The 14,611-nt window shown below is 72.0% G+C and carries 14 protein-coding genes; 8 read left to right on the top strand and 6 right to left on the bottom strand.

The features are described from left to right. Positions 1–33: 33 nt before the first annotated feature. Positions 34–630 (top strand): RNA polymerase sigma factor, encoded by a 597-nt coding sequence (locus ACYVLT_RS18910; RefSeq protein ID WP_461121506.1) that lies wholly within the window; start codon positions 34–36, stop codon positions 628–630. Then, entirely contained in the window at positions 627–1,505 is an 879-nt protein-coding gene (locus ACYVLT_RS18905; RefSeq protein ID WP_461121505.1) for a hypothetical protein, read from the top strand. Before ACYVLT_RS18910 ends, ACYVLT_RS18905 begins: the two co-directional genes overlap by 4 nt. Before the next feature lie 19 nt (positions 1,506–1,524). Here ACYVLT_RS18905 and ACYVLT_RS18900 read toward each other — a convergent pair whose 3' ends face one another. Beyond that, positions 1,525–1,971 carry an Lrp/AsnC family transcriptional regulator gene (locus tag ACYVLT_RS18900; protein ID WP_461121504.1) on the bottom strand — a complete coding sequence of 149 codons (447 nt, stop codon included), beginning with the start codon at positions 1,969–1,971 and terminating at the stop codon, positions 1,525–1,527. 93 nt (positions 1,972–2,064) lie between these two features. Between ACYVLT_RS18900 and ACYVLT_RS18895 the strand changes: the two genes are divergently transcribed. The 3 genes from ACYVLT_RS18895 (at position 2,065) to ACYVLT_RS18885 (ending at position 4,244) form a co-directional block, all read left to right on the top strand. Next, a complete protein-coding gene (locus tag ACYVLT_RS18895; RefSeq protein ID WP_461121503.1) occupies positions 2,065–2,898 on the top strand; it encodes an LLM class flavin-dependent oxidoreductase in 834 nt (277 codons plus the stop codon). Next, positions 2,895–3,302: a nucleoside deaminase gene (locus ACYVLT_RS18890; RefSeq protein WP_360446673.1), complete on the top strand. Its 408-nt coding sequence runs from the start codon at positions 2,895–2,897 to the stop codon at positions 3,300–3,302. The genes ACYVLT_RS18895 and ACYVLT_RS18890 overlap by 4 nt, the downstream gene beginning before the upstream one ends. A 276-nt stretch (positions 3,303–3,578) precedes the next feature. Continuing rightward, positions 3,579–4,244, top strand: a complete 666-nt coding sequence (locus tag ACYVLT_RS18885; RefSeq protein WP_461121502.1) for a lytic polysaccharide monooxygenase auxiliary activity family 9 protein — start codon at positions 3,579–3,581, stop codon at positions 4,242–4,244. A 75-nt stretch (positions 4,245–4,319) separates the two neighbouring features. On the opposite strand, the gene manA is transcribed toward ACYVLT_RS18885, so the two are convergent. From manA to ACYVLT_RS18860, 5 genes are all read right to left on the bottom strand, one after another. Further along, on the bottom strand, positions 4,320–5,423 hold the full coding sequence (gene manA / locus ACYVLT_RS18880) for a mannose-6-phosphate isomerase, class I (protein ID WP_461121501.1): 1,104 nt from the start codon (positions 5,421–5,423) through the stop codon (positions 4,320–4,322). Between the two features lie 9 nt (positions 5,424–5,432). After that, positions 5,433–6,389 carry an ROK family protein gene (locus ACYVLT_RS18875; RefSeq protein WP_461121500.1) on the bottom strand — a complete coding sequence of 319 codons (957 nt, stop codon included), beginning with the start codon at positions 6,387–6,389 and terminating at the stop codon, positions 5,433–5,435. 78 nt (positions 6,390–6,467) lie between these two features. Next, positions 6,468–7,448 carry an L-glyceraldehyde 3-phosphate reductase gene (gene mgrA / locus ACYVLT_RS18870; protein WP_461121499.1) on the bottom strand — a complete coding sequence of 327 codons (981 nt, stop codon included), beginning with the start codon at positions 7,446–7,448 and terminating at the stop codon, positions 6,468–6,470. Positions 7,449–7,457: 9 nt separating this feature from the next. Then, positions 7,458–8,291, bottom strand: coding sequence for a LacI family DNA-binding transcriptional regulator (locus tag ACYVLT_RS18865; protein ID WP_461121498.1), 834 nt, complete (start codon positions 8,289–8,291; stop codon positions 7,458–7,460). Then, a complete protein-coding gene (locus tag ACYVLT_RS18860) occupies positions 8,288–10,732 on the bottom strand; it encodes a glycoside hydrolase family 2 protein (protein WP_461121497.1) in 2,445 nt (814 codons plus the stop codon). Before ACYVLT_RS18860 ends, ACYVLT_RS18865 begins: the two co-directional genes overlap by 4 nt. 118 nt (positions 10,733–10,850) lie before the next feature. Between ACYVLT_RS18860 and ACYVLT_RS18855 the strand changes: the two genes are divergently transcribed. From ACYVLT_RS18855 to ACYVLT_RS18845, 3 genes are all read left to right on the top strand, one after another. Further along, positions 10,851–12,971 (top strand): alpha-galactosidase, encoded by a 2,121-nt coding sequence (locus ACYVLT_RS18855; protein ID WP_461121496.1) that lies wholly within the window; start codon positions 10,851–10,853, stop codon positions 12,969–12,971. 117 nt (positions 12,972–13,088) lie between these two features. Then, complete coding sequence (locus ACYVLT_RS18850) at positions 13,089–13,250, top strand: hypothetical protein (RefSeq protein WP_461121495.1); 162 nt, start codon at positions 13,089–13,091, stop codon at positions 13,248–13,250. A 59-nt stretch (positions 13,251–13,309) separates the two neighbouring features. Further along, positions 13,310–14,602: a NucA/NucB deoxyribonuclease domain-containing protein gene (locus ACYVLT_RS18845; RefSeq protein ID WP_461121494.1), complete on the top strand. Its 1,293-nt coding sequence runs from the start codon at positions 13,310–13,312 to the stop codon at positions 14,600–14,602. The last annotated feature ends 9 nt before the right edge of the window (positions 14,603–14,611 follow it).

Genomic DNA, 14,611 nt, shown 5'->3' with positions numbered 1-14,611 from the left:
AACACCTCCTCGACCGGCGGGCACAAGTGGGACATGACGACCGATGACCCTGACGACCGCACCCTGTGGTCACAGGCCGCGGCAGGGAGTGGACCCGCCTTCGGCGTGCTGTTCGACCGGCACGCCAAGGCGGTCTACAACCACTGCTTCCGGCTGACCGCGTCGTGGGCGGCGGCCGAGGACCACCTCCAGAACACGTTCCTGGTGGCCTGGCGCAAGCGTGATCGGCTGCGGCTGGAGCACGACTCGGCCCTGCCGTGGCTGCTGGCCGTGGCCACGAACGTGGTGCGCAGTGACCGGCGCACGGTGGCCCGGCGGCTGCGCCTGTTGCGCAGGGCCCCGGTGGAGACCTCGGTGCCCGACCACGCCGACCAGGTGGCCGAACGGGTCGACGACCAGCGGCGGATGGCGGTGCTGCTGGCCGCCGTGGCGGAACTGCCGCGCAACGAACGGGAAGCGCTCGCGCTGTGCGTGTGGTCCGGCGTGTCGTACGCCGACGCCGCCGGTGTGCTCGGCATCGCCGAGGGGAGCGTCCGGGCCAGGGTCAGCAAGGCGAAGGCCCGGCTGACCCGCAGGCTCGGCCCGGCGCCGGTCGTCGCCGTCCCCGCGCTCACCCTGGAGGACCGTTGAACACCACACTCCCCCCGGCCCGGGACCTGCCGCCGCACCGCCGGGCACAGCTGCGCGCACGGCTGGAACAGGAGGTCACCGGCGGTCGCCGGGCCGTCCGGTTCGCGCCCCTGATCGTCGCGGGCCTCGCGACGGCGGCCGTGGTCGCGCTGGTCGCGGTCGTCGCGCCGTGGCGGCAGACCGGCGGCGACGCCGCGGTCGGCGACCCGGTCGCGGTGACCACCACCACGTCCACCTCACCGGCGTGGCGAGGACCGGTCGTCCCCGGCCTGTCGCCGCAACGGGTCGCCGAGATCGAGCAGGGTTGCCTGGACAGCACGTTGCGGCAGGGCAAGGCCACCCTGTACCAGTACCTCACCGACGAGGTGGGCACCTTCGCCCTGCTCTACACCGCGAGCGAGCAGCTCGGCTGCACCGTCGACGGGCCGACCATGCCGTACAACGCGAGTGCCGCGGCGGTCCGGGATCCCGGGTGGCTGCCGGGCGCGTTGGCGCTCGACGGCCTGGCCTCGGCGGCCGGCGGCGACGGCGGCAAGGCCGATCACGCGGGCCGGGCGGGGTACGACATGGCGGTGGGCCGGGTGACCGGGCAGGTCGCCAAGGTCGTCTACCTGCACGGCGGGCGGTCGGTGGAGGCGCGGATCGCCAACGGCACGTTCGTGGCCCGCATCGCGCACCCGTCCGACTGGGTGCCGCCGGACGGGTGGGATCAGATGGGGGTCGTGCACGCGTACGACGCGCAGGGCGCCCTGCTCGGCGAGTGGCGCAACCAGTGGGACGCGACCAGGTGCTGGGTGCGCCCGGACGGGGTGATCGTCGCGGGCGCGCGCGACCTCGACCCGGCGAAGTGCCTGCCCGCCGTGGCCTGGCGGTAGTCGCGACCGGGGTGTGTCCTCAGGTTCGGGACACGCCCCGGTACGGCAGGGTCTGGCTGTAGACGATGTTGGTGGTCGTGCTGCCGAAGCCGGTCAGGTCGTTGACCACGTGCTCCAGGTGCGGCATGGACGTGGCGGCGACCTTGAGCGTGTAGCAGTCGTCGCCGGTGGTGCGCAGGCACTCCAGGATCTCGGGCCGTTCGGCGAGCAGCGCGTGCAGCGGCTCGTGCCGGTTGCCCGGGTACTTCAGGCGGACGACGGCGAGCACTGCGTAGCCGGCCTTGGCCAGGTCGACCTGGGCCCGGTAGCCGGTGATCACGCCGGTGGACTCCAGCCTGCGCACGCGCTCGGTGGTCGCCGACGCGCTGAGGTTGACCCGGCGGCCCAGCTCGCTGAGCGCGATCCGGCCGTCCCGTTGGAGCTCGTCGAGGATGGCCCAGTCGGTCGGATCGAGGTTCCCGGTCACCGGGGCAGTTTACCGGGGAATCCACGGCGTACAGGCCTGTAGACCGGGCGAAGTCTCTTCAGCACGGCGGTGTCGCCGCCTAGTCTTGATCACGTGCAGATCGGTGTGAACGTCCCGAACTTCGGCCCTGGAACCTCGCCGGACGTGCTGCGGAACTGGGCGCGGACGGTCGAGGGCCTGGGTTTCGACCTGTTGATGGTGTCCGACCACGTGGCGGTGACGCCGGACGTGGCCGCGCAGTACCCGGCCCCGTTCTACGAGCCGTTCACCGCGTTGTCGTGGCTGGCGGGGGTGACCTCGCGGATCCGGCTCGGCACCACCGTGCTGGTGCTGCCGTACCGGCACCCGCTGCTGGTGGCGCGGATGGCGGCGAACCTGAACGAGCTGTCCGGCGGGCGGTTCGTGCTCGGGGTCGGCGTGGGGTGGGCCCGGCAGGAGTACGAGGCGCTGGGTGTGCCGTTCGGCGACCGGGGTCGGTTGACCGACGAAGGGCTGCGGGTGGTGCGGGCGGCGTGGCGGGAGGAGTCCGACTACCGGGCCGGGCGGATCCCGATCTGGGTGGGCGGGCACTCCGACGCGGCGCTGCGACGGGCCGTGCGGCTCGGGGACGCCTGGCACGGGCTGCGGCTGACGCCCGCGGGGTTCCGGGAGGCGGTGGGGCGGTTGGAGGTCATCGCGGCGGCGGAGGGGAAACCGTTGCCCGCGTTGACTCCTCGGATCCTGCTGCACATCACGGCCGACGAGGCGGGGCCGGAGCGGCGGTTGGGTGAGGGGACCGTCGCGCAGGTGGTGGGTGATCTGGTGGAGTTGCGTTCGCTCGGGGCGCGGGCGGTGGTGCTGGACCCGTTCGTCGGCGATCCACAGGAGACGGTCGAGCCGGAAATCGCGTGGCAGGCATTGGCCACCGTGCGGAAGGAGTTCCGATGAGCTTGCACAGGGCGATCGAACTGGCGGCGGAGGCGCGTGCGGCGGGCAACCCGCCGTTCGGGTCGCTGCTGGTGGGGCCGGACGGGGCGGTGCTGGTGGAGGAGCGCAACACCAGCCTCACCGACGACGACATCACCGCGCACCCGGAGTTGAAGCTGGCGCGGTGGGCGGCCCGGTCGCTCACGCCGGAGGTGGCGGCGGGGACGACGATGTTCACCAGCTGCCAGCCGTGCGGGATGTGCGTCGGGGCGATCGAGCGGTCGGGGTTGGGGCGGGTGGTGTTCGCGCTGTCGACCGAGCAGCTCAACGCCCTGAAGCCGGGTGGCGGGTTCGCCCCCGTGCCGCAGGAGGGGCCGGCGCTGCTGGAGGAGGCCAGCGTGCCGGTGGCGGGCTATTACCGCTGATCGCGGCGGTGTCCTGAGCGTTGAATTCGGGTGTTCCGAACGTAGGACACGCGTGTCCTGAACGTAGGACACGCGCGTTCTGAACGTAGGACTCTCGGGGACTGGAGGTTGGACTCTCGCGTTTGGGGGGGTGGGTTGGGCCGGTTGGGGGTGCTTTCGGGGCGGGGAAGCTTCGTGCTCGGATGGGGTTCACAGATTGTGCCCGGTTCGCTACCTTGGGATCTGGGAGCGCTCCCAGCCCGGTAGTCGGTAAATCCTCAACGTGGAGGACAACAGATGACCTTCAGACTCCGCTCGGTGATCGGCGTCTTCAGCTCGGTCCTGGCGGTCCTCGCCGCCAGCGTCGTGGTCCTGGTGGGAGCATCAGGCGTCGCAAGCGCACACGGCTCGGTCACGGACCCGCCGTCGCGCAACTACGGCTGCCACCAGCGCTGGGGTAGTGACCACCTGAACCCGAACATGGGCCAGACCGATCCCATGTGCGCTCAGGCCTGGAAGGCCGACCCGAACGCGATGTGGAACTGGAACGGCCTGTACCGCAACGGTGTCGGCGGCAACCACCAGGGCGCCCTGCCGAACGGCCAGCTGTGCAGTGGTGGTCTGGCCGAGAGCGGCCGCTACCGCGCGCTCGACACGGTCGGCGCGTGGAACACCGCCAACAAGCCGCGCCAGTTCACCCTCACGATCACGGACCAGGCGAGGCACGGTGCGGACTACCTCCGCATCTACATCACCCGCCAGGGCGTGAACACGGCGACCACGCCGCTGCGCTGGAGCGACCTGGAGCTGGTCACCTCGACCGGTCGCTACGGCACCACGGGCCTGTACCAGGCCCAGGTGAACGCGGGCAGCCGCACCGGCCGCCACGTGGTGTTCACGATCTGGCAGGCCAGCCACATGGACCAGGCGTACTACCTGTGCAGTGACGTGAACTTCCAGTAGTAGCAAGACTTCGGGCACACGGGTGCGGCAGAGCCGCCGCACCCGTGTGCTCGTCCACGTCGGGCGCGCGCCGCCTCAGACCGTGAGGTTCGTGGTGGCCCAGAAGGCCTCGCCATCACCGGCGACCTCGGCCGCGTCGGGGCCGTGCGACAGGAACATCGACTCGCCACCACCCAGCCTGACCTCTTCACCACCGCGGCCCACGACGACGTGACCCTTGGTGCACAGGAGGAGTTGCGGTCCCCCGCCCGGCAGCACGGCACCCGGCCGCACGGCGTGCAGGCGGAACTCCGGGTCGGGCGTGCGGTAGGTCCTCAGCGGACCGTCACCCTCGCCGTCGAGCACGGCGGCGGGCCCGGTCTTGTGGTCGACCAGCGTCAGCACGGCGTGCACGTCCACCGGTTTGGTGGTCAGGCCCGCGCGGAGCACGTTGTCGGAGTTCACCATCAGCTCGACGCCCGTGCCGCGCAGGTGCGCGTGCAGCACGCCGGCGCCGACGTGGACGGCCTGGCCCGGCCGCAGCCTCACCGCGTTGAGCAGCAACGCCGCCACCACGCCCGGGTCGCTCGGGTAGACCTCGGCCAGTTCCGCGACGTGCGCCAGCGCGGGCACGCGGGCCGCCGCCGCGGCCACCTCGGCGACCAGGGCCGCGTCGGCCGTGTGCAAGGCCCAGCGCAGCGCGCTCCACGTGTCGCAGACCGAGAGCTCGGCCCGCAGCGGCGCCAACGACGGCAGGTCCAGCTCGTCGAGCAACGCCACCGTCGCCGCGGGCCGGCGGAAGCCGGACAGCGTCTCGAACTCGGTCAGCGCGACCAGGATCTCCGGCTTGGCCCGGTCGTCGCGGTAGCCGTGCTCGGCGAACCCGACCACGGCCTGCTCGCGGTTCGGGTGCACCTGCAACGACAGCGGCGCGTCGACGGCCAGCACCTTGAGCAGGAACGGCAGGCGCGGCCCGAACGCGGCCAGGCTGTCCGGTCCGAGCAGCCCGGCGGGGTTCGCGGCCAGGTAGGCGTCCAGCGGCACGTCGCAGTCGGCCAGCCGGGACGGGTCGTCGGGGTGCGCGCCGACCCACAGCTCGGCCTGCGGCCCGGCACTGGGCGACGGCTCGCCGCGCATCTCGGCGAGCGCGGTCCGCGAACCCCAGTGGTACTCCCGGACGATGGTCTCCAACTTGCGCACGGCGATCCCTCAGATCCCCACGGGCACGGACGCGACGCGGTCGCCCGCGAGCAGCGCCGCGGCGCCGATCAGGCCCGAGTCGACGCCCAACGTCGCCGGGCACACCTCGACCCGGCGCATGAAGTCCAGTCCCGCGTAGTCCGCGAGCGGCCCGGTGACAGCGGGTTCGAGCAGGTCCCAGGCCTGCGCCACACCACCGCCGATGACCACGCGGTCGATCTCGCACAACGCGGAGGCGACCGTGATGACGTGGGCGACGGCCGCGCCGGAACGCCCGAACGCCGCCCGCGCGGTCGGGTCGCCCGCCCGTGCGGCGGCGGCCAGCGCGACGCCGTCCGCCGTGCCGCCCAGGGGTTGCCAGCCCTGGTCCAGCGCCCAGCGCACCATCGAGGGGCCGCTGGCGACGGCCTCGGAGCAACCGTTCGCGCCGCACCCGCACGGCGGGCCGGCGGGGTCGACCACGAAGTGGCCGACGTGGCCCGCGTTGCCGGTGGCGCCGAAGTGCGGCCGGCCGCCGAAGACGAACCCCCCGCCGATGCCGGTGGACACCACCATGCCGAGCAGGCACTCGCTGCCCCGGCCGTTGCCGTGGTGGTACTCGGCCAGCGCCATGCACAGCGCGTCGCCGCCGAGCCGGACCGGCAGGCCGGGCAGCAGGTCGCCGACCCGGGTGGTGATCGGGAAGTCGCGCCAGCCGGGGATGTTGACCGGGCTGATCGTGCCGGTGCGCAGGTCCATCGGGGCGGCCGAGGCGATGCCCGCACCCAGCACGGCGCGGTCGGCGGCGAGGCCGAGCAGCTCGTCGAGCACGCCCTCGAGGCCGCGCCAGACGGTGTCCGCGTCACCGGCGGGCGTCGGCGTGGTGCGGCGGCCCAGGACGGTGCCGTCGGACTCGACCAACGCCGCGGCGAGCTTGGTGCCGCCGATGTCGATGGCGACCACGACCGGGTCGAGTGCTTGGCCCATGGACTTAGTTAAGCGGGTGAGCAAAGTTTCGTCAAGAGGCGTTGACACCCGCCACCATCGACCGGGTGGCGGGCGCCGTCACAGGTGGCGTTCGATCTCGGCCAGCTCGTCGGCCTCGAACGCCAGGTTCGCCGTCGCGGCGACGTTGTCCTCCAACTGCCGCACGCTGGAGGCGCCGATCAGCGCGGACGTGACGTTGCGCAGCACCCACGCGATCGCCAACTGCGCCAACGTCTGCCCGCGCCGCTTGGCGACGTCGTTCAACGCCCGCACCTTCGCCAGCGTCGCCTCGTCCAGGTTGGCCGCGGACAGGAACGGCGAGGCGCTCGCCGCCCGCGAGCCCGCCGGCACGCCGTCCAGGTAGCGGTCGGTCAGCAGGCCCTGCGCCAGCGGCGAGAACGCGATGCTGCCCGCGCCGACCTCGGCCAGCACGTCGAGCAGGCCGTCCTCGACCCACCGGTTGAGCATCGAGTACGACGGTTGGTGGATCAGCAGCGGCGTGCCCAGCTCGCGCAGCACCCGGGCCGCTTGCGCGGTCTGCTCGGCCGAGTAGTTCGAGATGCCCACGTAGAGCGCCTTGCCCGAGCGGACGACGTGGTCCAGCGCGCCCATCGTCTCCTCGATGGGCGTGTCCGGGTCGGGCCGGTGGTGGTAGAAGACGTCGACGTGGTCCAAGCCGAGCCGGGCCAGCGACCGGTCCAGCGAGCCGACCAGGTGCTTGCGGGAGCCCCACTCGCCGTACGGGCCGTTCCACATGTGGTAGCCGGCCTTGGTGGACACCAGGATCTCGTCCCGGTAGGACCGGAAGTCCTGCGCGAACAGCCGGCCGAAGTTCTCCTCGGCCGAGCCGGGCGGCGGACCGTAGTTGTTGGCCAGGTCGAAGTGCGTCACGCCCAGGTCGAACGCGCGGCGCAGGATCGCCCGCTGACCGTCCAGGTGCCGGTCGTGGCCGAAGTTGTGCCACAGGCCGAGCGACACGGCGGGCAGCTTGAGCCCGCTGCGGCCGGACCGGCGGTAGGGCATGGCGTCGTACCGCGACTCGGCGGCGTGGTGGGTCATGTGGATCCTTTACCGGGTGCTTTCCCGCGGGATGAGCGTGGGTTTGGGCGACCAGCGCTCGACGACCTCGACGCCCGCGATGAGCTCCAGCACGGACTCGGCGACGGTCACGCCGAACTGGTGCACGTCGACGCTCATCGTGGTCAGCGCGGGCGAGGCGAGCCGGCACAGGGACGAGTCGTCCCACGCGACCAGGCTCAGCCGGTCCGGCACGGCGACGCCGAGCTCCTTGGCGACGCTGAGGCCCGCGACGGCCATCACGTCGTTGTCGTAGAGGATCGCGGTGGGCGGCTCGACCGCGTCGAGCAGCGCGGTGGTGAGCTTCGCCCCGGACTCCTCGGAGTAGTCGCCCTCCACCACCACGGGCTCGACGCCCGCCTCGGCGCAGCCTTCGAGCAGGGCGGCGGTGCGCGCCCTGGTGTGCAGCAGGGTGTCCGGGCCGCTGACCCGGGCGATGCGCCGGTGCCCGAGTTCGAGCAGGTACGCCAGGGCCTCGCGGACGGGGCCGGCGTCGTCGGTGCGCACCGCGGGCACGGCCAGCTCGTCGGGCTCGCCGACGTACAGCGCGGGCAGCCCCATCTCCCGCAGCACCGCCGGGCGGTGGTCGTCCACGGTGCGGTTCACCACCACGACCGCGTCGACCACACCACCCGCCGCCCACCGGCGGTAGGCGGCGATCTCGGCGTCCTGGTTGCCGACGATGTGCAGCAGCACCGACCGGTCGTCCTCGGCCAGCCGTTCCTCGATGCCCGCGATGAACTCCATGAAGAACGGCTCCGCGCCCAGCAGCCGCGCGGGGCGGGCCAGGACGAGGCCGACGGAGCCGGTCCAGCCGGTGGTCACGTGCGCACCGCGCTGAGGCCGTTGGCCGATCGCAGCACCAGCGGACCGGCGAGCACCGACGGGTCGGCGAGCTCGGTCGCGGTCCGGACCAGGAACGAGTGCGCGCCGCCCGCGACGAGGGTCACCAGGGCGTCGTCCACGACCGCGTCCTCGGCGACCCGGTCGGCCAGCACGGCGACGTCGCGGGCGAAGGAGGACGCGGTGACGTCCACCCGGTAGCCCTCGGGCACCCGGTGCACCTCGGCGGTCAGCGGCGCGGGGTCGTAGGACAGCTCCAGGTCCTCCCGGAACAGGTGCGCGGTGCGCGCGTCCGCCGTGCTCACCACCAGCACCTCCCCCTTCGGGTCGCCCGGCGTGCGGAGTTCGGCCGCCAGGTCGAGCCGCGCCACCGACCGGGCCGGCACGTCGAGCGGGAGTTTAGCCGCCGCGAGCACCTCGCCCGTGAACGTCCGGCGTTCCAGCGCGACGTCGCCGGTCCAGACCTCGTCGGTGTCGTTGACCGCGATCAGCGCGTCCACGCCGTCGCGCGGCTGGACGGTGAGCAGGCGCGGCGCGAAGGCGTGCTTGAGCGCGTAGTACAGCGGCTTGGGCCGCTCGTCGCCGTCGATCGCGGCCCACGACGTGACCGGCCAGCAGTCGTTGAGCTGCCACACCAGCGCGCCCGCCGTGCGGGGCCAGTGCGAGCGGAAGTGCTCGACGCCGAACGCCACCGCGCGGGCCTGGTTGAGCTGGGTCGCCCAGTGCCAGTCCTCGAACGCCGCCGGCGCGGGCAGGTGCGGCGCGAGGCCGCGGTCGAGCTTGCCGTTGCCGTCCTCGGCCTTCTGGTGCAGCAGGAACGCGGGCGAGGTCGGCGTCATCGGCTGGTCGTGCACCCACTTGGTGAGCGTCGCCCAGGTCGGCGGCCCCTGGAAGCCGAACTCCGAGCAGAACCGCGGCGCGTGGTCGCGGTAGTGGGTGTAGTCGACCCGGTTCCAGACCTCCCACTCGTGGCGGGTGCCGTGGGTGTCCTCGTTGGGGTGCAGGTCGCCGGGGCTGTACGGGCTGCCCGGCGAGTAGTGCCTGGTCGGGTCGAGCTCGGCGACGATCTTCGGCAGCAGTTCGGTGTAGTAGCCCAGGCCCCAGGAGCGGCCCTGCAACTGCTCGCGCCAACCCCAGTCGGCGAAGCCCCACAGGTTCTCGTTGTTGCCGTTCCACAGCGCCAGGGACGCGTGCGAGGTCAGCCGGGCGACGTTCTCCCGCGCCTCGGCCTCGACCTCCTCCCACAGCGGCGACTCCTCGGCGTAGGCGGCGCAGGCGAACAGGAAGTCCTGCCAGACCAGCACGCCGCGCTCGTCGCAGACGTCGTAGAAGTCCTCGGTCTCGTAGATCCCGCCGCCCCAGATCCGGAGCATGTTCATGTTCGCGTCGATGGCCTGCTCGACCCGGCGGACCAGGCGGTCGCGCGTGACGCGGGTGAGGAAGTGGTCGTCCGGGATCCAGTTGGCGCCCTTGGCGAACACCGGCTTGCCGTTCACCACGAACGTGAACGGGGTGCCGATCTCGTCCGGCGTGGTGTCGACGATGATCGTGCGGAAACCGATGCGGCGGTCGACGCGGTCGACGTCCGCGCCGCCGGACCGCAGAATGACGCTCAGGTCGTAGAGGGGGTGGTCGCCGTAGCCCACGGGCCACCACAGGTCGACGTCCGGCACCTCGACGGTGACCACGGCGGCGTCGCCCTCGACCCGCACGTGCCGCTCGACGCCGGCCACGGTCGCGACCGCGGTGAGGTCGGTGCCGCCCGCGCGGTCGACCTCGACGTGCACCTCGACCCGGCCGGTGCCGTCCTCGTCCACCGTGACCAGGGGGCGGACCCGCGCGAGCCGCGCCTCGGTCCAGCGCTCCAGCCGCACGGGCTTCCAGATGCCCGCGGTCTGCAGGTCGGGGCCCCAGTCCCAGCCGAACGAGCAGGCCATCTTGCGCACGGCGTTCATCGGGTGCGGGTACGCGCGGTCGCGCCAACCCAGCGCCGCCTCCTGCTCCTCGGCGTGGGCGAGGGCGGAGCGGAACGTGACCACGAGCTCGTTCGGGCCGTCCACGAGGTGCTCGCGCACGTCGAAGCGGTACGAGCGGAACATGTTGGCCGTGCGACCGAGCACGTGGCCGTTGAGCTCGATCGTGGCGACGGTGTCGAGGCCGTCGAAGGCCAGCTCGACCTTCTCGCCCGACTGGGCGGCCTCGGCCTCGAAGGTCAGCGCGTATTGCCAGTCGGCGCGGTGCATCCAGGCCAGCTCGGCTTCGTTGGTGTCCAGGTACGGCTCCGGGATCAGACCCGCGGCGAGGAGGTCGAGGTGCGTGCTGCCGGGTACGGCGGCGGGCACCAAGCGGTCGGCGACGACCGCCGGGATCGGCCCACCCACCGCGCTCAGGCGCCACCCGTCGTGCAAGGTCGTGCGGATCATCGTTCCTCTTTCCGGCGGAGCGGTGGGTTTCTGCCGCGTGACATCCAAGGTATGGCGATTCTTACGCCAGCAACTAAAGTAAGTCAACGAGGTTCACCACCAGAGAGGAAGACCACAAGTGGCAGACGTGACGCACCTGCGGGCCGCAGGTGTGAGCCTGGTGCTCGACTTCTCCGGGGGCACGCTGCCCCGGGTCCGCCATTGGGGCGCCGACCTGGGCGGGCTCTCCGAGTCCGAACTGGACGCCGTGCTGCTGGCACAGGCGCCGCAACCCATCGGCTACTCGGTGGACGGCGCGGTGGACGTGGCGGTGCTCCCCGAGCAGTCGGCGGGCTGGTTGGGCACACCGGGGGTCGTCGGCAACCGGGGCGGGCGGGACTTCTCGACCGCGTTCCGGGTCGTGTCGGTGGACGGGTCGGTCGTGCGCGCGGTGGACGAGGTCGCCGGGCTCGGGCTGGAACTGGTCGTCGAGCTGACCCCGTCCGGGCTGGTGCGGCAGCGCGCCGTGCTGTCCAACACCGGCTCCTCGGACTTCACCGTGGACGCGGTCAACCTGACCCTGCCGGTACCGGCGCAGGCGGTCGAGATCCTGGACTTCACCGGTCGGTGGACCCGGGAGCGCAGCCCGCAACGCACCCAGTGGACGCACGGCCTGCGCGTGCGGGAGAACCGGACCGGTCGGACCGGCTACGACTCCGCGTACCTGTTCGCCGCGGGCACCGCCGGGTTCGGCAACCGCTCGGGCGAGATCTGGGCCGTGCACACGGCCTGGTCGGGCAACCACCGCACGTTCGCCGAGCGCACGTACCACTCGGTGTCCCTGCTCGGGTCCGGTGAGCTGCTGCTGTCCGGCGAGGTCGTCCTGGCGCCCGGCGAGTCCTACTCGTCGCCGTGGCAGTACGCGTCCTACGGGCACGGGTTGGACGAGGTGTCCGCGCGGTTCCACCGGCACCTGCGGTCTCGCCCGTCGCACCCGACGTCGCCGCGCCCGGTCGTGGCGAACACCTGGGAGGCGGTGTACTTCGACCACGACCTGGACCGGCTCAAGGCGCTGGCGGACGCCGCCGCCTCGGTCGGCGCCGAGCGGTTCGTGCTGGACGACGGCTGGTTCGGCTCGCGGCGCGACGACCGGCAGGGCCTGGGCGACTGGTACGTGTCGGACGAGGTGTGGCCCGACGGGCTGGGTCCGCTGACCGACCACGTGACCGGGCTCGGGATGCAGTTCGGCATCTGGGTCGAGCCGGAGATGGTCAACCCCGACTCGGACCTGGCCCGGGCGCATCCCGACTGGGTGATGGCCGCGGGCGACCGGCTGCCCGGCCCGGCGCGGCACCAGCAGGTGCTGGACCTGGCCCGACCCGAGGCGTTCGCGCACATCCTGGAGCGGCTGGACGACCTGCTGACCAAGTACCCGGTGTCGTACCTGAAGTGGGACCACAACCGGGACCTGGTCGACGCGGGGCACCGGCCGACCGGGCGCGCGGGCGTGCACGGGCAGACGCTGGCGGTCTACCGGCTGCTGGACGAACTGCGGCGGCGCCACCCCGGCGTGGAGATCGAGTCGTGCTCGTCCGGTGGCGCGCGGGTGGACCTGGAGATCCTGGAGCGCACCGACCGGGTGTGGGTGTCGGACTGCATCGACGCGCTGGAGCGGCAGTCGATGCAGCGGTGGACCAACGCGCTGATCCCGTTGGAGCTGATGGGCACGCACGTGGGCGCCGGTGCGTCGCACACCACGCACCGGCAGCACCCGATCGACTTCCGGGCCGGCACGGCGCTGTTCGGGCACTTCGGCATCGAGTGGGACCTCACGGCGGCGTCGGCGGAGGAGTTGGCGCGGCTGACGTCGTGGGTGGCGCTGTACAAGGAGTTGCGGCCCCTGCTGCACACCGGTGTGTCGGTGCACGGCGACCACCCGGATCCGGCGATCGAGGTGCACGGCGTGGTGGCGCAGGACGGTTCGGACGCCGTGTTCGCCATCGTCGCGCTGGCCACGTCGGCGTCGTACCCGCCCGGTGCGGTCCGCCTGCCCGGCCTCTCCCCCGACCGTTCGTACCGCGTGCGTCCTTGCGCGCCCGGCGACCTGCCGGACGGCAACGCGCACAACTGGGGCGTGCAGCTGCCGTGGTGGTCGCCGGAGGGCATCACGCTGCCCGGCCGGGTGCTGGACGCCGCCGGCGTGCAAGCCCCGGTCCTCTACCCGGAACGCTTGGTGCTGGTGCGCGCGACGGCGGTGTGATCAGTCGGACAAAAAGCGGCGGCCGCGAGTGCCTTCTGGTACTCGCGGCCGCCGCTTTCGTGCACGGATTTCATTTCACCCGAATGGCGGTCACACATTCCCGCCCGGCCGGTCAAGGTGAATGAGCTGGATCGCGATGTCGGCATCGACGACATCACGCGGGGATCGCGCAGCATCACCATGGGGAATCGCACGGCACCGGCCGACGGGCTGAACCACTTCCGCTCGCGCTCGGCACTGCCGCGCGGGCAATGGCCGCCGTTGCACCGCGGCCACTGAAGAGCATCTTCGTGCACCGCAATTCAGGGGGATACATGAGATCGTTTCGACGACGGGCGATGACCGCCGCGGTGTTACCCGCGGCACTGGTCTTCTCCTTGATCGCACCACTGTCACCGGCACACGCGGGCGAGTCCGAGGACCACGCCGGCGGAATCGTGTCGACCACTTTGAACGCCGACGGGACGTTGCGCACCGTCCAGCCCGAGGCGCGCACCGGCACCGCGGAGGAATCGCGCCGGATCGCGATCCGCGACCACTCCTTCGCCGTCACCACCACCGATGACCTGGCGACCGCGGAGGAGACGAAGAAGAGCCTCGCGACCGCCGCGGCGGAGGCCGAACCTCCCGCCGACCTGCTCGCCCAGTGCCTGGACAGCGATCTGGCGGGCGCACCGGGCGGCCGGGTCATGTTCCGGCACTTCTGGTGCCAGCAGAACACCGTGCACGGCGTGTACCTGTACAACGGCAAAGAGGAGGGCAGCTTCACCCTCGAGTACCGGGCGGCGGCGGTCGCCAACCCCTTCACCCGGCAGGTCCACTACTTCTTCCACGGTGACGACTACGAGGCCGACGGCAGCTTCTCCGGCTGGTCCACGCTGGGCCTGAAGCTGGAGTGCGTTGTCCTGACGGCGGGATGCTCCGTGGACCGCGAGTGGGTGACCATGGACGTCGGCGACTGGGACGACGGCGAGTGGGTGAACTGGAACATCACCTCCGACGAGAACGTCGCCACCCAGCAGCCGGAGAAGGTCCTGCGCAACATCTTCACGGTCACCGGCACCGCGCGCGACGACTTCGGGCGGGTCGTCAACCTGACCTCGGTCACCCGGCCGGGGATCCGCTGCGATTCGGCGTCGTACTTCCCGAACGAGCCGAAGGCGTGCGTCTTCACCGACGTGATCCCGTTCCTCGGCTACCAGTACGGCCGGGGTTACGACGAGGTCGTCACGCACATCAAGACCGCCCACGAGCAGCCCGGGTCGACGCACCCGGCGAAAGCCGGGAAGGTGGTGCCCGGGTATTACGGCGGCATTCCCGGGTCGCCGGGGTTGAACCGGGTGCCGTACGGCGGTGCCATCTGGACCGCGAACGGGGTGGCGAAGGACGCCGCGTGCGCGACGCTGCCGCCCAAGCAGGACGGCCAGCAATGTGATGAATTCCCCTTCGCCACCACCCGGCAGGGCGCCGGGCTCGGCGACGGGAACTTCTCGGTCAAGTACGTCAACGGCAGCCAGAACGGCTCCGCGGGCGGTGCGCTGACCGCTTATTACCGGTGGGACCGCATCCTGTACGACCAGAACGGCCCGGTCGACGGCATCCTGGACGAATTCTGGGTGCGGGCCGGCTGACCTGACAGC

This window comes from Saccharothrix stipae (genome assembly GCF_054781895.1).
The sequence above is the reverse complement of the archived record's forward strand: the minus strand, read 5'-3'. Positions and strand labels throughout refer to the sequence as shown.